Origin of the sequence: Streptomyces sp. ISL-100, assembly GCF_018614615.1 — a bacterium.
Classification (GTDB): domain Bacteria; phylum Actinomycetota; class Actinomycetes; order Streptomycetales; family Streptomycetaceae; genus Streptomyces.
Genome location: NZ_JAGGOK010000102.1, coordinates 1 through 18,525, shown reverse-complemented (window position 1 = coordinate 18,525; position 18,525 = coordinate 1). Strand labels below are relative to the sequence as shown.

Here is an 18,525-nt window from a genome sequence, read left to right as displayed (position 1 = left end):
GGAAGGTGATCTCCTCGCCCTCTTTCTCCCCGACGAGACGGTACTGGAGAGGGAAGATGGGCTCGGCCCGCCAGGCGTTCCAGGACGATCCGGACACGGAGGTTCTCGTGAATCGCCTGTCCGATGCCTGGGCCTGGCTGTAGGAGCACGCACTGCTGTCCCAGGTGCCCAGCCAGCCCGAAGCCTTCCGGCAGATGGGGCGCAGTGGCTTGACCCCTGGGTGACCCGTGTGCCCCCGGCTCCGGGGCCCTTCCAGGCGTGCGATCGTGCCTTCGGGGCCCGGAGCCGGGGGCTTCTCCTGCGTTATGCGGCTAGAAGCCCTTCACGACCCAGTCCTGGGCGTCAGGGGTGGGGCTGCCCTTGGTCCACAGGGTCAGCCAGACACCGCTGGCGAAGGAGTTGCCCTTCGGGGTGATGGCCTTGCCGTAGGCGTTGACGGCGCTGCCGTCCGCGGAGGGGGAGAACCTTTGGACGTCGCTCGCGGGGTTGCACGTCCACAGTGTCAGGAGTGCTCCGTTGACGCTGGCTCCGTTGCCCTCGGGAGTGATGCACTTGCCGCTCGCCCTGTGGACGATGAGCCCGTTCTCGTAGCGCCAGCGCTGGGACTCCGCACCTGTGCAGGGCCAGACGGTGATCGGGGTGCCGTTGGCGGTGGCGTCGCCCTGGGGCGTTGCACAGACGGAGCCGACCTGGTGGAAGTTGGTGAGCCAGCTCCAGCCGTCGCTGGTCGTCGCGCCGGCGCCAGGCTCGATGGAGAACACGACTCGGCGCGGTCCGCTGGAGTCCACCAGCGCCTCGTTGGCGCCCCAGAGCCGCTTGGCGTGTGGGTCCCAGGAGAGCCCCTGGGTCAGCTGCGGCGCCTGGGTGAGGACGTGCGGCGCCTCGCCGGGCTTGGCCACGTGGATGCAGGAGTGGAGCGTGGTGCCCCCGGGCCAGTAGCTCGGGCAGGTACCGCTCATGTAGTAGCTGGTGCCGTCCGTGGCCGTGCCCTGGATGCCCCACACGGGAGAGACGTAGCCCTTGGCCTCCGAAGCCACCGTGGTGGGAGTGCCCGTGCCGAGGGCCGACAGCGGCCAGCGGACGATGCGGGCGCCCGCAGTCCCCTTGTTCTCCACCGAGACCAGGGTGGGCGTCTGACTCGAGCGGTCGATGCTCAGGCTGCTCAGGCACAGCTCGCCGGTCCCCGGAGCGCAGGCCCGGGGATTGTTGTTGACGTAGGCCGAGGCGACGTTGTCGACTTGGGCGGTGCTGACGGTGCTGTAGCGGGCGACGAGCGGCAGGGCCCAGATGTGGTAGCGGGCGGAGGTCTTGCCCGAGGCGAGTCCGGTGGTGGCGCTCGTGGTGTCGTTCATGCGCCACAGGCGCGTCAGGTCGAAGACCTGGAGCTCCGCGCCGTTGGCGACGAACAGCCTGTTACCGTGCCAGGCGACGCCGTCGGCGCGCGATTCGTACTTCAGCTTCATGAAGCCGCCGTTGACCGGCTCCACGAGCGCGACGTGCCCGTATGTGACCTTGCTGCCGGTCGACTCTGCGATCGAGATCCGCGAGTAGTCCTCGACGGTCGTCGGTTCCCTATCCTTGACGTACGTGCCGTGGTACCAGGCGGTGGCAGTGAGGGAGCGGCCCGCATACAACCCGTCGGCGGTGGCGGCATGCGAACCGGCGAAGCCCTGTGGCATCCAACCGCCCGCACTGTCGCTGTAGTCGGACCTGTCGTCGTCATCGTCCCAACAGAATCCGTCAGGCTTGAGGGCGCGGTTCAGCCCGGTGGCGTGACAGAGCCCGGGGCGGCCCGTACGGGCGGTCAGGACGTCCGTCACGGACGCCTTGGCGACACCGGCGGCCTCGGCGGAGGTGATGAGGTTGGTCTTGTCCCCGTCCACACGCGTGAGCTTGAAATTCGCGGCGAACTCGTCCAGTCCCGAGGCGGCCTGGGCGGGCTGAGCAGGAATCAGGATGGAGGCGGCTACGGCCGCCCCAGTGAAAGGCGAGCAAGTCGACTTCTTCGTCCGAACATCAGTTTCATTCGAACAGGGTAAGGGGCTGGCGACTTGCCATGATCACCAATATCGCACGGTCGCCCTTCGCCCAGGTCATGAAGGTGAACCGGGCGGCGGCGCCTCCCGGAAGAAAGCCGCCCACGCCGGGGGACGCCGCGGTACAGCAGCGCTATGAGCAGATCGTGGCCGAGCTGTGGCAAGTGGTCGAGCAGCAATGAGAAGTAGCAGCGGCTCCGGGGCCCGGGAATGATGACGTCGACTTGTCGGCGTCCGTATCCTTCAGCGGGGTGAGTCTGATCGAGGTGGTTCCAGGGCAGGTCGAGCGCGCGGGTTCGCAGAATCCTGGACGTGATGGGGCTGGAACCCGCGTGTGGTGCGGTGGTTGAGTACCTGTTTCCGATCCCTGGCGAGCGTTTGCCCAGCTCAGAGTTCGAACAGGGCCTTCGAAGTGTAGTGAGGGCCGTGCAGACACAAGATCGGTATCGCTGTCACGGGCAGCGCGTCGACCGGGTTCAGGATCCGAGGTGCTGACCGAGATCATTCTCGCCAGCAGCACTGTGGACTTGGGGGGCTGGCATCGATCCAGTCCGGTGGGTTACGTTGTGCGGCGATGACTACCGGGACGGCATTGCGCCACACACGGATTGGTGACCCGGCGCTCCTCTGAGCGCCGTACAGGCCGGTGCTGGCCCGCTGTTAGATCGAGGATCTGGCGCTGCTGCGCGGGCTCCGCCTCCTGTCGTGTTGATCACAGCTCGACGCGTCAACCACGACAGGAGAACTCATGCCCACCAAGACGCTGCACATTCCCACCGCGGACGGCCAGGCCGACGCTTTCGCCGCCTTCCCCGACGGTGGTGAGCGGCACCCAGGGGTGCTGATGTACGCGGACGGCTTCGGCATCCGGCCCGTGCTGCGGGAGATGGCCCGCGAACTGGCCGGCCACGGGTACTACGTGCTCGTCCCCAACCTCTTCTACCGGCACGGCCCGGCACCGGTGATCGAACTTCCTGAGCACATCGGAGAAGAGGTCCGGCCCGCGGTCTTCGCCCAGCTGATGCCCTTGATCGAGGCGCACACCGCCGAACGTGTCCTGAGCGACGCCGACGCCTACCTCAGGTTCCTCACCACCCAGCCCGAGGTCGGCGCCGGACCGGTCGCAGTGACCGGCTACTGCATAGGCGGCCTCTTGGCGATGCGCTCCGCCGCGGCCCACCCCGGCCAGGTGGCCGCCGTCGCCGGATTCCACGGCCCCGTGGGCGCCGACGGGCCCGACAGCCTCGCCAAGCTAACCGCCCAGGTCCACCTCGGCCACGCCGAAGGCGACATGACGCCCGAGGCCCTCGGCGAGCTCAACCAGGCCCTGGACGCCGCGGGGGTCGGCTACACCTCCGAGATCTACCCCGGCACCATCCACGGCTTCACCATGTCCGACACCGACGCCTTCAACTCCGCCGCGCTGCAGCGCCACTGGGACCGCCTGCTGCCCCTCCTCGACCGCACCCTGGCCAACAGCTGAGGCTCCGGCTCGGAAACCAAACCTGAAGTAGATGGCCCTGGAGTCCTAGCGATCTTTCGAAGCCGGTGTGAGGGCCGGCGACGCCCGCACGGACAGGCAGAAGCAGGGGCGGCCGACGACATGACTCATGTCGTCGGCCGCCCCTGATTGGACGTAGTTGCTAACGCAGGTCCGGCGGCAGTTGGTCACGAACCACTGCGTGATAACCCCGCAGCCGGTCCTTCTGCTCATCCATCATATTGAGCAGGTCATACGCCCCAGCCGCCGCGAGGTTCGATCGCATAGCCGCGAGCTCCTCGTACAGGATCCAGGTACCACGCCGGACGACATCCAGGCATACGTCAGCGGTGTCGTCCTGGTCGCCGCTCGTCAGGATGCCCAGAACACGGAGAAGCTGACGCCGCCAAGCGAGGGAGGATGCGGTTGCAAGAGTGGCCATGGCAATCGACGTGGTTGCCACGGCGGGCGCCATCAGATTCGACTGGATGAACGCGTGCGATTCAGCCCAACCGTTCTCCAAGTCAGGGTCAGCGCCATCGGCAAGCATCTCAAGCAGTTCTCGGGGAAGGTGCTCAGCCGATCGGCCACAGCCACACTCGATTCGAGACCAGTCGTGCAGAGACGCCTCGATGCGAACCAATTCCAGGGATTTCACGCCGTTACTTCCTGTCTGCGATCTCTCGCGTACGTGACAGTGCACAACCTGCCCATCTACCGGCCAGCGACAGTACGGGCAGCCCGATCTCTCACCTCGTGACAGCCGTGGCATCCGGGCAAACCCGATCTTCAGCTCTCTTAACAGCACCGCAGGCCCGCCCCGGAGGATCTCATCACTGACACATCACTCACTGACACCAAACCGAGAGATCGCACTCGGTGAGGCGCTGCAAGTTCGACCACATGGTGCGCCTCGGGTGGATCACGTCCCACAGTCGATCGAGGTCCGCTTCGGCACCTCCCGGGCCGGGGCCGTCGACGTCGCGCTCTACCGCACCGCCGACGTCGACGCGCTGCCCGTCGCACGGACCGAGGTCGACTGGGATCAGCTGCGCGCGGTGGAGAAAGGCCGGCGCTCCCCGCTCGCGTCGCTGCGTGCGGAGCCGGACGCGGTCCCGGCGTGACGAGTGCCAGTCCGGGGCGGGCGAATGGCCGGAAGCCCTGCCCGCACCGGATCGGCGCTGACACACTCGGCACGTTGTGATCACCGAATGCCGACGGAGGACGCGTTGAGCCAGCCGGAACAGCCCTGGCAGCCAGGCCCGAACGATCTGCCCTTCACCACCCACCTGATCAACCCGCACGGCGACCGGCACCTCGGCTTCAACGACGCCGACGGCCGCCTCTACCGGCTGTGGCAGCACCGCGGCCCCGAGCCGCTGCACACCGGCGACGCGATCCTGCTGCGCCCCAGCGACATCGACCAGATCATCAAGTTCTCCATGATCTGGGTGAAGAACCATCCCGACAGCCCGCGCAGCAGCGCCCTGTCCGACGAAGTCGCCGCCGGAGCGAAGGCAGTGGTGCTGCACTTCGCCCAGGCCGCCCAGGCCCCCGTGCAGCGGTAGCGCTACGTTCACCCGCCGCGCCCCAGCCACCCGAGGAAGTCGGCCAGGGCGCGGCGCTGCTCTTCCTCGCCGGCGATCTGCTGCGCGAGCGCCCGGCGGTCGACGTACAGGGCGACGGCGTTGCACGCGGTGTTGCTTTGGCGGATCATCCGGCGGCGGGTGTGACACCCTCACCGAACGGAGGCACGTCGGCCACCGTGACGTCCGGGCGCAGGCGGGCGAATCGCTTGGGGTTTCGCCAGGCGCCGCGGTCGATGGCGGTGTCGGCGTCGACTTCGGCGACCAGTTCGGGGGTCACCAGGGTGACGTCGAGGGGTTCGCGGCTGCCCCAGGAGGAGGAGAAGCGGGCGCCGGTCCACGGGTGGTCGGGGGCGGCTGGCTGGAGGTGTTCGGCGAGCTGGCGGGCGGCGTCCGGACCCAGCGGCACAGTGGGGCCGACGGGCCGCAATCGGCCGCCGGCTCCACTCCCAGTACCGGCGCAGCTTGTGCACCAGGTCGTAGGCGTCCTCGGTGCGGCGGTCGAACTCCAGCAGCATCACCGGCACTCCGGTCGTCGGCGATCAGCTGCGCTGGACCGTGTCCCGCAGGCGCTGGGGGAGTTGATCACAGCATGAAGAAGCCCTCACGCATCATCGCCATCACGGCCCTCACCGCCGGTGCAGCCCTTGCCTCCGTGGCCCCCGCGCAGGCGGGAATCGTCGACGGTGCACTCAACAACGTCGCCGCCCTTGACTCCGTCAACGCCCTGGGCTCGGTCGTCAACAGCAACCTCTCGGACGCGGCGAACAACAACGCGAACACGAAAGCGGACGGCAAGGCGAACAACAGCATCAACAACTGAGCACCTGCACCACGGAGCCCCCGCGCTGATCGCGCCGGGGGCTCCCATGCGTACGACTGCTCCGCGGCCGCTTGACGCGGTGGCCGCCGTCATTGACCCGAGTGTCACTGTGACTGCTGACGAAGTCGCGGGCCGGCTACCTGGCGTCGAGCTCGACCCGACCTACGCCCCCGTGGCGGCGCCCAAGCCGCGTCCGGCCGGCGAGGGCGGGGATCCTCTCTCGCTCGAGCAGCCGCTCGCCTTCTCCATGAGTCCAGAGGACGCCAGCGTCCTGGTTCGTGGAACGATCCAGGACTACGACACTGCAAGCCGGCTGGGGATGCTTGCCGTCACGCGTCCGGACATCATCAGCGTCTACGCCGACCCAGTCATCAGCACCATGCCCACCTGCGGCGGTGACCCCTCGGTAGGCAGCTGGAAGGACGTCGAGAACTTCCTCGCCGAACTCGGGGCAGAGGGCCTGGACGGCGAGAACGTCCCGGTGGCCATCGTGGACACGGGCATCAACGCCCAGCATCTGAAAGACGAACTGGGCCGTACGGTCCCCATCGACGCGGCACGAAGCTGGAGCCCCCCGGGAGTGGTCGGCCAACCCGGCCACTTCGACGTCGGCCACGGCACGATGTGTGCCTTCGACGCCCTCATCGCCGCGCCCAAGGCCACCATGCTCGACCTGCCGGTGCTGCTCTCGGAGCGCCAAGGCGCAACCTTGATGAACGGCCTGCTGTCGGACGCCGTCGCCGCCTACTCCCACCTGTGGAGCCTGCTGGACGCCATGGGACCTCAACGGCCTGCCCGGTCACCGCCGGCGTGGTCGCGGCCATCCGCTCCCAGTGGCCCGTCGGCTCCCTGTCGCCGAGCCAGATGCGCACCCTCTTGCGGCGTACGGCCGACGACCGAGGCGCCGCCGGGTTCGACTACAACTACGGCTACGGCATCATCAGCGCACCCGGCATCATTGACGCCCTGCGCCGCCGCAAGAAGAACGGGTTCCGGTAAGCGTTCCGGGAGGAGATCCATGGCCCCCGACACCCCCAGCGTCCTCGTCACCGCGCAGCTCCCGTCGGGGGCCACGCTCAACGACGCCGTCCGACGCCTCGGGCTCACCCCGGAAGAGGTCGATACCGGCTACGGCGTGGTCGACCTGCACAACGGCAGCTACGCTCTGCTCGTCACCCAGGCGGCAGCCGAACGCATCCAGCGGACTCCTGGCGTCAAAGGCCCCTTCGCCAACCCCAAGATCGAACCTTTCGGCCCCGTCCAGCGCCCAGACCAGGAGTAGGGTCTGCGAACCTGGTTGGCCCGTTCGGGAAGGGTGTGGGTGATGGCCCAGCGTCGGGGGGCAGCAACCGCCGCCCGAATTCCGACTCACATCGGCCAGTTCATGGCGAGGGATCACCACTACGTCATCCACGAACCAAGGTTGCTTCGACAAGCAGACCCCAATGCCGCTGGCCGACGTTCTGGTGCTGGCTGGTTGCCGAGTGCCCCGGCACGGTGGCCGGGGCACTCGGTGTTGGGCCCGGTGCGGCGGTGTGAGGTCAGCTGGCCTCGCGCCGCCGCCACGGGAACCAGCCCGTCGCTTCCTGCCTCGGGGCCGGCACCTCCAGGCCCGCTTCATCGTCGCCTGGTGCGGGGTAGGTTCAGGAGCGCGAGCATGAGAGCTGCCACGTGGCGGCGTCGGACCTTCCGTTCTCCTTCAAGTTTGTCACGAGCGCGGCGAGCTCGGCAGCGGGCCGGGTCGCAGCGGCCTCGATCAGAGCATCCACCGGAATTGAGGGCACGTTGAGCCAGCGTGGTGCGGGAACGGAGGGTGGAGGGATGGCCCCGCACCACGCTGGCCTGTCGGCGCCACCGGCGCCTACTCGTCAGCATGACTCACCCTCAAGGGCCCGGCCGCTGCCCCATCGCGGCGCCCACCGCGCTTCACCCGGCCGGCCCATGACCTAAGAGTTCACCGGCGCGGCTGAGCCGGGCGATGCTGCAAGCTCAGCATCCGCTTCCGCCCGCGCCTCCGGCTGGCGAAAGACTGGGCGAGAGGGAGCCGCGAACCTGTCAGCTGGCGCGCTTCACCCCGCCGGGTCCGTGACCAGAAGTTCATCGGCGCAGTTGATCCCGGCGGAGCGCGCAAACGCAGCGGATTGTGCGTTCCGGGGGCCCCGACAACCGCGCCAGGCCCGGGGCCCCCACCATCCAACCCCGCCCAGCATGATGCGCGCGGCGTTCACAACCCGCGCGGACTCCGACGAGCGCGGGTGTCACCGCAGGAGTCGAGAACTGACAGCGCCGGATCTACACGCCGGTGGCGAGTCCCCGGATCACCGGCGGCCAGCCTTTTCCAGAACCACCGGCGTCATCCATCCTTTGGTCCCCGGAACAGCGTCAGCACGAGCGGTGGGGCTGCGCCTCGTAGTCGGGTTCCATGCAGGCGAGTTGGTCGTCGGTGCCGGGTCGAGGGGGCAGCCGTTGAGGTTCGCGGAGCGGGAGAACGAGCTGTCGGCGTACAGGTGAACGTGGCGCTGGCAAGATTTTCGTAGCCGGAGATCATCTCGATCTGGTGGTGGACCAGTCCGTTTAGTGGGCAGCCTCTGGGGCTGTGCTCTGTTGAACTGCCTGATCTGTTGTCGCAGTTGAGGAATTACGGGTTGTCTTGGTCGATGTTGTTGGTGCTGTCGTGGTGGTCCGTGCCTGCACGCGGTCACGTGTCCCAGCGCGGTGTGCGGGGTGCGGTGACTCGAGCGAGTGGCGCCACAGCCGCTATCTGCGGGTCTCGCTGATGCCTCGCTCGGCAGCCGGCCGGTCCGTATCGAGTTATCCGTGCGGCGCTTGCACTGCGAAACCCGGAGTGTCCGAAGGTGACGTTCGCCGTGCAGGTGCCGGGACTGACCGTGCGCCCCCAGCGGCGCACGGTCAGTCCCGGCAGGACGCGCCGGCGTCCCACTCCTCCGCCGCCGAGTCGTACTGACCGCCCACCAAGGCCGGCACTACGCGGATCGCCCACCGCCGCACCGAGATGATCTCCGGCTACGAAAATCTTGCCAGAGCCGCTTTAAGGAGTACTCCGACAGGCGGTGAGGGTTCCCCGAATTCGGCGCGCCGCAGGGTGTTGTGGGGATATTTCTTATTAGCATCCCGTAACTGTAAGAAGTCGATCTGTCACAGATCGCATTCACCTCACTCCACCGGAGATGACATGCACAAGCTCCGCAAGGCCGCCGTCCTGGTCGCTGCCCTCGGCAGCATCGGACTCCTGGGCGCCGGCACTGCCCACGCCGACGGGGGTCCGCACGGCCACGGCAAGGGTGGCGACCACTTCAAAATCAATCAGGGCTCCAAGTGCAAGTCGCACGACCTGAACGTCGACGTCCTCGGCGAGGTCGGGCTGGTCAACGGCCTGCTGGGCAACGCGCTCAACGGCGAGGGCAACCCGGGCGCACAGGACACCCACCTCGGTTCGACCATGGGCTGCAACAACAGCGCCTTCTAGGCGCGTGACGGTCGCATAGACGGCCGAGAGCGGGAAAGTGGTCCCGGCGCCGAGCCCCAGGCCCGGCGCCGGGGCCCTCCTTTGTGTCGCAAAGGCCATCCGATCGGCATCGTCGGCGGCGGCCGAGCCGAGGGGGCCAAGTGCCGTTGTCGCGATGCACTCACGGGCACGGTATTTCCCGACCATCGGCCAAGGTGGTGAGGATTCCCCGAATTCGGCGCGCCGCAGGGTGTTGAAGGGATATTTCTTATTAGCCTCGCGCTTTCACGAACGAGCCTGTCCGAGGCGTGATCAAAAAGGTGAGGGGTGTCCCTGACCTGCGACGATGAGGCTTGTCTGGTCCTGGTCGTCGTCTGAAAAGCTGCACTCCTCAGGTGTCCGCGTTGAGGGCGGCGGTCGTGGAGTGGTCCGCCTGGCGGTGGCATGCTGCTGGTCGAGACGGTCCGCAAGACCGGGCTGTGCCAGGCGATATCGGCGGCCTGACGCCGTTGCGGCAGCAACGGGCGGTGCATGATCCGGGGAAGATCCTGCTGGATGTGGCCCTCTCGCGCTCGGCGGGGCCTGTCTGACCGATCTCGGGATTGCTGCGAGCGGACCCGGGCGTGTTCGGGTCGGTGGCCTGCGACCCGACGGTCTCCCGCCTGGTCGACGTCCTGGCCGGGGCCGGACCGAGAGCCCTTACGGCGATCCGGGCCGCGCGAACCCAAGTGCGTGAATGTGTGTGGAAGTTGGCTGGCCCCTCGGCGCCGGACGCCGAAGGGGCAGGTGATCGTGGACCTGCATGGGGTGCTCGTACTGCCGCACTCCGAGAAGCAGGACGCCACCGCGACCTGGAAGAAGACCTTCGGGCACCATCCGCTGATGGGCTTCGTCGACCACGGCCGAGGCGGCAGCGGCGAGCCGGTCGCGGCCCGCTGCCGCCCGGCAACGCGCGCAGCAACACCGCCGCCGACCACATCACCACGGCCCAACTCGCGCTGGCTCAGCTGCCCAAACACCATCGACGTGGCCAGCAGACCCTTATCCGTACCGACTCCGGCGCGGCACGCACGAGTTTGTGGCCTGGCTGGCCCAGCGCGGCTGGTGGCTGCCTTTGGCAGGAGGACTGCGTGACTCCTCCGCCCCGTAAACGGGGTGGCTTCTCGCTATGCCGGTTGGGCTTCGCGACGGACCAGCCCGGCCCGTAGAACGTTCTTGGCGCCCACCGTGTCAGCGTGCGCGGTGTGGCCGCACGCCTGGCAGTGGAACTTCTCCTGCGTGGGCCGGTTCTCCTTGGCGGTGTGCCCGCATTCTGGGCACCGCCGGGAGGTGTTGCGGGGGTCCACAGCCATCACTTCCCGTCCGGCACTCTCAGCCTTGGCAGTCAGGATCGCGAGGAACACCCCCCATCCGGCATCGGAAATGCTTCGGTTGAGTCCGGCCTTGGACTCGGCCCCATTGGGCACAAACGCCCCCGGCTTGTCGGCGTCGGCTTCGGCGCGGGAGCCTTGCTCATGTTGCGGATCTTGAGGTCTACGTGCGCGATGAAGTCGTGCTCACGCACGAGGTCGAGCGCGGTCTTGTGCGCGTGGTCGAGCCGCTGGCGTCGCACCCTGCGGTGCAGCCGGGCAACCTTCTCCACGGCCTTGCGGCGCCGCTTCGAGCCGCGCTTGCACCGGCTGAGCGCCTGCTGAGCCTCTTCGAGCTTCGCGGCAGCCTTCCGCCCGAGACGCGGGTTGGGAACGAACTCGCCGCCTGAGTCGGTCAGGAAGTTGGCTATGCCCATGTCGATACCGACCACGCTGCCCGTCGCGGGTAGCGGCTCCGGCTTGGACTGCTCGGCGGTCAGGATCACGTACCAGCGCTTGCCCTCGCGCTTGACGGAGACGGTCTTGACCTTGCCGACCACCGGGCGGTGCTGGTGCACCTTGACGTGCCCGACATCTTGGAAGCGGACGCGGGTCACCACGTCGTGCGGTGTGGAGTCCCAGCGGCAGCCGTCGCCGTCCTTGGGGAAGTCCACGGTGTCGAACCTGCCCACTCCTCGGAAGCGGGGGTATCCGGGCTTGTCTCCGGCCTTGATGCGGCGGAAGAACGCGGCGAACGCCTTGTCGAGGCGTCGAAGCGTGGCCTGCTGGCTGGAGAACGACCAGCGGCCCTGACGCTCGGGGTCGAAGGCACGGATGTCCTTGAGCTGCGCGGACTGCTGCCCGTACCGGACAGTGGTCTTCGAGCCGTGCCGGTAGGCGTCGCGGCGTTCCTGCAACGCACCGTTGTAGAGCGAGCAATGATCGCGCAGCATCTCGCCCAGCGCGATCGTCTGACCCATGGTGGGCCGCATGAGGAACTTGTACGCACGGATCATCCAGCCCACCCCCTGCGGTTGGAGTCAGCGTAATCACACTAACATTGGTGTATGTCACCCCGCTGGGAACCAAACCCCGAAGTACGGCGTGGCCGTCACGTCGTCTACAACCTGCACGCACACTTGGTCTTCGTCACAAAGTATCGTCGGGACATCTTCAATGCCGAGATGCTGACGCGCTGCGAAGAGATCATGCGGAAGGTGTGCGAAGACTTCGAAACCGACCTGATCGAGTTCAACGGCGATGAGGACCACGTGCATCTGCTCGTGCATTACCCGCCGAAGGTCGCCCTGTCGAACCTGGTCAACTCCCTCAAGGGCGTGTCCTCGCGCCGGTTGCGGCAGGAGTTCACCGGCCGCGTGAACCGGGCGATCATGCACGGCCGGTTCTGGTCCGGCTCCTACTTCGCGGGGTCATGCGGCGGGGCCCCGCTCCAGGTGGTCAAGGACTACATCGAGAACCAGAAGCGGCCGGACTGAGCGCGGCTATCGTCAGCGAGCGTTCCGGAGCGATGCTGCGGCGCTCCGCGCCGCAGGGCTCAGGATCGGATTCCCTCCCCGCCTGAAGGCGGGGATTCCCTCCGAAGAAGAGAGATGGCTCACATGGATCCGCGTTTCCCGTGAGGCTGCTGCGAGCGCGTGGCTTGAGCATGGAGGCAGGAGCAGATCAGCCGACGGCATTCCGGTGAAATTCTCGATGCCCACCCCTTGCGCCATCCGTAACACTTGGTGACATCATGTGACCAACTGTGATGGCCGCTGGTCGGAGCATACCTGCTCGCTCTGTCCCGCCTGGTATGCAAGAGGTGGTCCCGCATGGGCAACACCACGCGTGCGATGGAATGGCTGGCCGACGCGGCGCTGGATCCAGCCGCCTGCGCCACACAGTGGCGGCATCACCAGCCAGATGTCGCCCTGCTACCAGCCGGCCGCCGGTGGGACGTCGTCATCACACCCGAGCGCCTGGGCTTCGCCATACTGCAGGCCCTGAACACCTGTCGACTACGACCCGGCCCAGTCCTGTTCGACGCCTGCGCCAGGCTCACAGGCTTCTTCGTGCCCCCCGGCGCCACCACCAGCCGGCCCGCCCCCGGAATCCGCTGCGCCGGCAAAGGCTCCTGGATCGCCACCCCATGGCCACGGCCCACACGCGGACGCCTGCAATGGCTCGTCCTGCCGGACGGCAACGGCTCCCTCAACGACCTCCCCACCCTCGAACACCTTCTCCACGACGCAACGACCCCCACGGCCTACCCCGCACCAAGGCCGGGCAGCATGCGGGGCAGTGACCGCGACGCATGACAGTCGTCACTCTTCGGACGCGGGAGCATATCCGCCCCCGCGGACCGGCGTTGAGAGTTCTGCTGCGGCTGGATTCACCGGTTGGTCCCACCCAACGTCGGCCACTCAACACCTGGCACCCAGCCGATTCGGCCCCGGTCACCTGTCAGCACCGCGCAACCGCCGCCACCCGAAGTGGTGATTCCGAGGTCTCCCATACCGATTACGTGACAGTGTCCCCATCCCGCCATCCCCCCGCCGCTGTGCCCACGTTGTCAGAACGTGAAACAAAACGACGGCGCGGACCCCGGCGAGTCCGTAAACAACTGGCCCATATACGAACACAAACCCGAAAGAAAGCCGGTGAACGAAACAAGCAGACTCACGCGCGCACTGTCGTTCCTGCGACTCCTGCTCCTCACCCTGGCCGTCCTCGCCGCCGTCCTGAGCTTCGCCGCAGCACTGGCCCGCCTCGCCCAGCCCTGACAACGACACCGTTACGCCCAGCCCGCCGAGCGTGAGCCCGAAGACCGCCAACGCTGTCGCCCCCGCCGCCCAGGATGCCTCGAGCTTCGCCTCCTGACCCCAATTGCTCGTCACCGTCGCCGCGCCAACACCCACACTGGCCGGAGCCACCGCATCCAGAACTTGCCCGGGTCACCCCTTCTCGGGTCAAGTTCAGCGGGTGGAGAGGGGGCGGGCCGTCAGTCGAAGTCCTTTGGGATGTCTGGGTAGCGGGCGGGATCGGTCTGTTCGGACTGTTCCGGGATGCCGAGCGGCACAGCGAGCGCGCCTTGTGCAGTGGGTCGACCCACGCGCGCATCAGCTACCCCGTCGCTCGCGGCCGCGGCCGCGAAGGCCAGCGCCTCAGCCGCCACCACACCGCCAAGCTGACACCGCGGTCGGGCCCCGGGAGGCCATGCCCACTTCCACTCACTCATCACACGGATGCCCCCAAGGCACAGCCTTACCCCCGGCATCCTCCGTGGCTGGCCAGTACAGCGTGGTGCGGGAACGGAGACTTGACCCCGCACCACGCTGGCCCGCAAGCGCCGCCAGGCACTTACTCATCAGCATGCCCCACCCCCGACGACCCTGCCCTGACCGATACGACGCCGCCCACCACGCTTCACCCGACCGGCCCATAACCCGGAACCCACCCCGGCTGTTAAACCGGTCGAAGCGTGCACCTTCGCGGATTTCGGATCGCGCGCTCCGGGGCCCCAACGGACCGGGCCTCCACCCCAAGCCGCACCACCCCAGAGCCGGCTAGCACGGGTGCCCACAAGACACGCCCCCAACAAGCCGAGACTCACGTCGCTCGCAAGCAGGGCACACGGGGCAGACAGTGCCCCTGACGCCTGCTGGTCGTTGTTCCTCGAGACGTTCGAGTGGAGCTGCTCGGCGGGGGCCATCCGGTCCTCGTGGCCGGCTACAGGGACCAAGGCGCCTCCCTGAAGGACGCCGCCGACCACGGACAGCGCCAGGCAGTAGCCCTGTTCACCCCCGGCACTCTCGTGGTCCCGGTGGGCCCGGGCGGGTCGGGGAAGTCTCGGTTCGCCGCGATGTTGCCCGAGCAGCTGGTTGGTCTGCCTGGCCGAGCTGCGCGAGCGAGTCTCCGACGACTTCTGTGTCAAGTTCAGCGTGTTGAGCTGAGGTTGCCGTCGGTGAGGACCGCCGATCTTGATGGCTGGGGCCTCTGCACTGGGCGTGCGGGTGGCAGGTCAGTACTGCTGGCGCATCTGACGGGACTGGTGGGTTCGGTCCGTGTCGGTCACTCGAAGCCGTGGGGGCGGCCGGGGCCCACTCCCCGTCTTCGCCCTGATGCAGCCGACCGGCCTAACGTCCGGGCTCGTTGCGGTGAGCCGCCGAGTGGGTTGCGAGATGCCGCCGGCTTCCTCCTGGATGCTGATCAAGACACGCCAGCTCCGTACGGCCCAGGTCGGCTCGCCTGCTCTCGAACCTTCCCGCACCGCGGCATTCATGCTTTGAGGAGCGTCATGCCACCCACCCCCGCTCCTTCTGTTTGGCTGCCCTCGCTGACCGGCTTGAGATTCGTTGCAGCTGCAGTTGTGTTCGTGGTCCACGCTGCGTATGGAAAGGCCACGGAGGAGGGCGGCTGGCCGCCGGCTGGTCTCTTCCTTACGGGGACAGCGGCCGTTTCGCTCTTCTTTGTACTCAGTGGCTTTGTGCTGACCCTTTCGGCACATGGGGCGGGTACGGCCCGTTCCTTCTGGCGGCGGCGGTTCGCAAGGCTCTTCCCCAGCCATCTGGTCGTATGGGCGGCCCTCATGCTTCTCTTGCGAGGGGTGGGCGTTTCTTGGCCCGGTGACGGCCTGCCAAACACGCCGCCCCCTTCCTTGCTGGGCGACCTGTTCAACGCCTTACTGATCAATACTCTGGTTCCGCTGCCGCAGTTCCTCTTCGCCGGCAATCCTGTGACCTGGTCGCTCGCCTGTGAGCTGCTGTTCTATTTGCTGTTTCCGTTGCTCTTTCCGCTGGTGGCGCGGATCCGCTCCCAGTGGCTGCCAGCCGTGGCTGTGGGCGCTGTGGCAGCGGTGTGGGCGGTTCCCATCGGCTCGATGTGGCTGGGCGGGCCGCCGCTGCCCCAGGACTTTATGGACGGCTCTCTCACCGGGCTGCAGATGTGGTGCGTGTACTCGTTCCCGTTGTGCCAACTGCCGCAGTTCATCCTGGGCATGGTCCTGGCCAGAATGCACGCTGATGGGGTCGCTGTCCGGTTCGGGGCCGTCCCCTCGGCCGTGCTGCTGGGAGTGTGCCTGGTGACGGGTCTTGCGGTGCTGCCCCGGCCGTTCCTCTTCTCCGCGGCCACGATCATCCCAGTGGCATTGCTCGTTCGGGCTGTGGCTTCGTTGGATGCATGTGGCGCCCAATCCTGGCTGCGCACACGGGCCATGGTGTTCCTCGGTGACCTGACGTACGGCTTCTACCTGCTCCACGCGGCCGGGCTGGCGGTAGTCATGCACTACTGGGGTGGGTGGTCGGTGGTGGGTACCGTGGCCGCGTTCCTTCTGACCCTGTCGGCGTCTTGGCTGCTGCATGTTCTGGTCGAGCGGCCCTGCTATCAGCGCTTGGCTGTCGCACGGGACCGGCCCGGCGGCCGAGCAGCACCGCTGGCGGAACGCCCCGCTACCGAGCGAATCGCAACCTGAAGGCTGACCGATCCGCTCGCGCCTCGGCTTCTCACCTGACGCCGCTGGGCTGGGGAGCGGTATAGCTGCCCAGCCCCCGGCCGCTCCGGGTGGGTTCTGCATTCTGCCGGGGCGGAGGTCAGGGGGCTGTGAAGATGAGAGCGGCATTGTGTCCGCCGAATCCGAAGGAGTGACTCACGCCTGCACGCACCTGCTGATGACGGGCCTTTGTGGTGACGCAGTCGATGCCGAACCCGGTGCGCGTTGACGTGGTCGATGTCAAAGGGGCAAAGGTCGGCGTCGGCCAGCGCTGCTCGCAGAGCTCGTTCGGCTCCTGGCGCCCCTTCGGGCAGAGCGGTGGGGTGGTGGGTGTCGCAGGACCACTGCCACGCGTTCGCCGGTCCAGGTGCGCGGGTCCAGGCTGGCGTCACGGGCTGCCTCGCGCGCGGCGAGGACCGCCGGCTTGACGAAGCAGCCCATGTGCCAGGCTTTGCGGCCGCCCTTGCGCTGGCGCACGTCTTCCAGGCCCGCAATGCGGCAGGAGAAGGTCACCGGCAGGCCGGCCAGGAGAGGGTCGTGCGTGGCGGTCGGCATTCCCGCCAGAACGTCCTTCCACGTGGCGTTGACGCCGTCGCCTGCGGCGGTGATCAAGCCGAGGCCGGTGATGGCGATGCCGGCTTCCCGCCGGCGATGGGCAGAGCTTCAGTCAGCTCGGCGATGGTAGTGGTCCCGGTGATCAGCTCGGCGGGGGGGCTTGAAGCCGAGGCGCTCTTGGACCCCAGCGGCGGCGGTTCGCCAGGCCGTCCACACCACAAGGGTGGATCCAGCAGCACGGGCGGCACTTCCGTAGGCGGGGGCAGGAGCGGGTCGGGATCGCCACGACCGCAGGCCATCTCCCGCACTCCGCTGGGGCATGGACGCCAGACAGTGCAGTAGCCTCTCTAGAACTCAAAGTGACCTGGAAGTCACTATTCGTGATTGTCTATTTGGGCAAGGAAAGAGGCGTACCCATGGAGTCCCCGATCCCAGTAGATCTCACGGGAGTCGCAGAGACTGGGTTGTGGACCGTCTACCACCGCGCGGCTGAGGCGACCCACCACGACACCGTACTGCCGGACCCTCAGGCAGTACGGCTGGTGGCTCAGCTGGACTTCCCTTTCCGCGAACGACTCGGCCCCGCCCGATCCGGGGTGGCCCAGGCCATCGCGCTGCGAGCCCTCGCGTTCGACGGTGCGGTGCGCACGTTCCTCTCCGCACACCCCGACGGCACCGTGATCGCACTTGGTGAAGGTCTGGAGACGACATTCTGGCGGGTGGACAACGGCCGGGTGCAGTGGGTCTCCGTCGACTTGGCCGAGCCACTTGAGCTGCGCACACGGGTGCTCCCGCAAGGAAGGCGGCAGCGCCACATCCCTTGCGACATCAGCCGCGACCCCGACAGCCGCTGGATGGAGCGCGTAGACACCTCACGCGGCGTACTGGTCACGGCCCAGGGGCTGTTGATGTACCTGCACCCCACACGGGTACACAAACTGATCGCCGCCTGCGCGGAAACCTTTCCCGGCGGCACGATGATCTTCGATACCGTCTCGCGCCGTTTCAGTGCGAGGTGCCGGGCCGGCGGGAAGGGGCCGGGGGGCTACAGGCTCCCCCCGATGCCCTGGGGAATGGACCCTGACGGCCACCAAACGCTTCAAGCCGCCCACCCCGCCATCACGGCGATCCGGGACGTTCCCCTCCCTGTTGGCCGTGGAATCACAGGCCATGTGCTGTCCTGGGCTTCAGCACTACCTCTTCTCCGGAATAACCGACCTATCATCACCAGCCTGCACTTCCGCGCTGCCCCGTCCGACTCTGCGCGACGCTGAGGACCTACTCGGCCTTCTCCTTCAAGGCCATCTGCCTGGCCGAGACCGGCGCGAGGGTCTTCGCCGCCGCCAATGTGATCGTGAGCATCATCGCCGGCCTGGTCGCAGCCTTCCTCAGCAGCGTGCTGTCCCGCGCAGCGTTCATGTGAACGCGTACACGACGTGATCACAGTGGAGATCACATGTGGTCGGGCGGTGCCGGCTGTGTGGTGTCTGTCGGTCCTCGGCCGGGTGGGCGGCATCCGAACTACGCCGGCACCCCCGGACAGCTGGTGCAGCAGTCGGTTCTCCGTCATCAACTGGTGCAGGGCGCCGACCAGTTCCTCGACGTCTGCTTTGAGCCGGGTGTTCTCTTCGGCGTCCGCGGCCCGCAGTTCCCTGAGGCGCCGGATCTGCCGACGCAGCCGCCGTTCGCTGTCCGGCTGCTGCCCGCGGGCGCGGACCTTCGTTTGAAGTGCTCTCCCGGCT

General features: G+C 67.5%; 20 protein-coding genes and 3 pseudogenes. 15 read left to right on the top strand and 8 right to left on the bottom strand.

The genetic code is table 11. The features are described from left to right. Positions 1-311 precede the first annotated feature (311 nt). Positions 312-1,883 carry an RICIN domain-containing protein gene (locus tag J7E89_RS42195; protein ID WP_214980101.1) on the bottom strand — a complete coding sequence of 524 codons (1,572 nt, stop codon included), beginning with the start codon at positions 1,881-1,883 and terminating at the stop codon, positions 312-314. Positions 1,884-2,056: 173 nt separating this feature from the next. Between J7E89_RS42195 and J7E89_RS36035 the strand changes: the two genes are divergently transcribed. Together J7E89_RS36035 and J7E89_RS36030 are read left to right on the top strand one after the other, a co-directional pair. Then, on the top strand, positions 2,057-2,218 hold the full coding sequence (locus J7E89_RS36035; RefSeq protein WP_214980099.1) for a hypothetical protein: 162 nt from the start codon (positions 2,057-2,059) through the stop codon (positions 2,216-2,218). A 566-nt stretch (positions 2,219-2,784) separates the two neighbouring features. Beyond that, positions 2,785-3,519, top strand: a complete 735-nt coding sequence (locus J7E89_RS36030; protein WP_214980097.1) for a dienelactone hydrolase family protein — start codon at positions 2,785-2,787, stop codon at positions 3,517-3,519. Positions 3,520-3,679: 160 nt separating this feature from the next. Here J7E89_RS36030 and J7E89_RS36025 read toward each other — a convergent pair whose 3' ends face one another. After that, positions 3,680-4,174, bottom strand: a complete 495-nt coding sequence (locus J7E89_RS36025; RefSeq protein WP_214980095.1) for a hypothetical protein — start codon at positions 4,172-4,174, stop codon at positions 3,680-3,682. Positions 4,175-4,395: 221 nt separating this feature from the next. Here J7E89_RS36025 and J7E89_RS36020 point away from each other — a divergent pair. Together J7E89_RS36020 and J7E89_RS36015 are read left to right on the top strand one after the other, a co-directional pair. Then, positions 4,396-4,640 (top strand): annotated as a pseudogene (locus J7E89_RS36020) (hypothetical protein); the annotation flags it as partial. A gap of 87 nt (positions 4,641-4,727) precedes the next feature. Next, positions 4,728-5,084, top strand: a complete 357-nt coding sequence (locus J7E89_RS36015; RefSeq protein ID WP_214980093.1) for a hypothetical protein — start codon at positions 4,728-4,730, stop codon at positions 5,082-5,084. 8 nt (positions 5,085-5,092) lie between these two features. On the opposite strand, the gene J7E89_RS36010 is transcribed toward J7E89_RS36015, so the two are convergent. Both J7E89_RS36010 and J7E89_RS36005 read right to left on the bottom strand, forming a co-directional pair. Then, positions 5,093-5,233 carry a hypothetical protein gene (locus tag J7E89_RS36010; RefSeq protein WP_214980091.1) on the bottom strand — a complete coding sequence of 47 codons (141 nt, stop codon included), beginning with the start codon at positions 5,231-5,233 and terminating at the stop codon, positions 5,093-5,095. Continuing rightward, positions 5,230-5,532 carry a hypothetical protein gene (locus tag J7E89_RS36005; RefSeq protein ID WP_214980089.1) on the bottom strand — a complete coding sequence of 101 codons (303 nt, stop codon included), beginning with the start codon at positions 5,530-5,532 and terminating at the stop codon, positions 5,230-5,232. Before J7E89_RS36005 ends, J7E89_RS36010 begins: the two co-directional genes overlap by 4 nt. 162 nt (positions 5,533-5,694) lie before the next feature. Here J7E89_RS36005 and J7E89_RS36000 point away from each other — a divergent pair, with 162 nt between their 5' ends. Beyond that, complete coding sequence (locus tag J7E89_RS36000) at positions 5,695-5,925, top strand: hypothetical protein (protein ID WP_214980087.1); 231 nt, start codon at positions 5,695-5,697, stop codon at positions 5,923-5,925. Positions 5,926-6,061: 136 nt separating this feature from the next. Here the strand turns inward: J7E89_RS36000 and J7E89_RS42555 are convergent, their stop codons facing one another. Further along, positions 6,062-6,541, bottom strand: a complete 480-nt coding sequence (locus tag J7E89_RS42555; RefSeq protein ID WP_214980085.1) for a hypothetical protein — start codon at positions 6,539-6,541, stop codon at positions 6,062-6,064. Positions 6,542-6,549: 8 nt separating this feature from the next. On the opposite strand from J7E89_RS42555, the gene J7E89_RS42550 reads away from it, so the two are divergent. The 4 genes and pseudogenes from J7E89_RS42550 to J7E89_RS35975 form a co-directional block, all read left to right on the top strand. Further along, positions 6,550-6,924, top strand: a complete 375-nt coding sequence (locus tag J7E89_RS42550) for a S8 family serine peptidase (RefSeq protein WP_374196969.1) — start codon at positions 6,550-6,552, stop codon at positions 6,922-6,924. Between the two features lie 19 nt (positions 6,925-6,943). Continuing rightward, positions 6,944-7,207, top strand: a complete 264-nt coding sequence (locus tag J7E89_RS42545) for a hypothetical protein (RefSeq protein WP_214980081.1) — start codon at positions 6,944-6,946, stop codon at positions 7,205-7,207. Between the two features lie 1,911 nt (positions 7,208-9,118). Further along, positions 9,119-9,412: a hypothetical protein gene (locus J7E89_RS35980; protein ID WP_214980079.1), complete on the top strand. Its 294-nt coding sequence runs from the start codon at positions 9,119-9,121 to the stop codon at positions 9,410-9,412. 325 nt (positions 9,413-9,737) lie between these two features. Then, positions 9,738-10,535 (top strand): annotated as a pseudogene (locus J7E89_RS35975) (transposase); the annotation flags it as partial. A gap of 22 nt (positions 10,536-10,557) precedes the next feature. On the opposite strand, the pseudogene J7E89_RS35970 reads toward J7E89_RS35975, so the two are convergent. After that, positions 10,558-11,756 (bottom strand): annotated as a pseudogene (locus tag J7E89_RS35970) (RNA-guided endonuclease InsQ/TnpB family protein). A 51-nt stretch (positions 11,757-11,807) separates the two neighbouring features. Between J7E89_RS35970 and tnpA the strand changes: the two are divergent. The 4 genes from tnpA (at position 11,808) to J7E89_RS35955 (ending at position 16,210) form a co-directional block, all read left to right on the top strand. Further along, on the top strand, positions 11,808-12,236 hold the full coding sequence (gene tnpA, locus J7E89_RS35965; RefSeq protein WP_214980077.1) for an IS200/IS605 family transposase: 429 nt from the start codon (positions 11,808-11,810) through the stop codon (positions 12,234-12,236). Between the two features lie 336 nt (positions 12,237-12,572). Further along, a complete protein-coding gene (locus tag J7E89_RS35960; RefSeq protein WP_214980075.1) occupies positions 12,573-13,058 on the top strand; it encodes a hypothetical protein in 486 nt (161 codons plus the stop codon). A 342-nt stretch (positions 13,059-13,400) separates the two neighbouring features. Next, positions 13,401-13,523 carry a hypothetical protein gene (locus J7E89_RS41960; RefSeq protein ID WP_285439330.1) on the top strand — a complete coding sequence of 41 codons (123 nt, stop codon included), beginning with the start codon at positions 13,401-13,403 and terminating at the stop codon, positions 13,521-13,523. Between the two features lie 1,514 nt (positions 13,524-15,037). Continuing rightward, entirely contained in the window at positions 15,038-16,210 is a 1,173-nt protein-coding gene (locus J7E89_RS35955; RefSeq protein WP_214980072.1) for an acyltransferase, read from the top strand. Between the two features lie 258 nt (positions 16,211-16,468). Here J7E89_RS35955 and J7E89_RS41450 read toward each other — a convergent pair whose 3' ends face one another. After that, the gene (locus J7E89_RS41450) at positions 16,469-16,840 is read right to left on the bottom strand and encodes a hypothetical protein (protein ID WP_251061553.1); all 372 of its coding nucleotides are present in this window, start codon (positions 16,838-16,840) and stop codon (positions 16,469-16,471) included. A 359-nt stretch (positions 16,841-17,199) separates the two neighbouring features. Between J7E89_RS41450 and J7E89_RS35945 the strand changes: the two genes are divergently transcribed. After that, the gene (locus J7E89_RS35945) at positions 17,200-18,057 is read left to right on the top strand and encodes a class I SAM-dependent methyltransferase (RefSeq protein WP_214980136.1); all 858 of its coding nucleotides are present in this window, start codon (positions 17,200-17,202) and stop codon (positions 18,055-18,057) included. A 4-nt stretch (positions 18,058-18,061) separates the two neighbouring features. On the opposite strand, the gene J7E89_RS35940 is transcribed toward J7E89_RS35945, so the two are convergent. Continuing rightward, positions 18,062-18,202, bottom strand: a complete 141-nt coding sequence (locus J7E89_RS35940; protein ID WP_214980067.1) for a hypothetical protein — start codon at positions 18,200-18,202, stop codon at positions 18,062-18,064. 64 nt (positions 18,203-18,266) lie between these two features. On the opposite strand from J7E89_RS35940, the gene J7E89_RS35935 reads away from it, so the two are divergent. Next, a partial coding sequence (locus J7E89_RS35935; protein WP_214980065.1) for a hypothetical protein occupies positions 18,267-18,525 on the top strand: 259 nt, incomplete at its 3' end.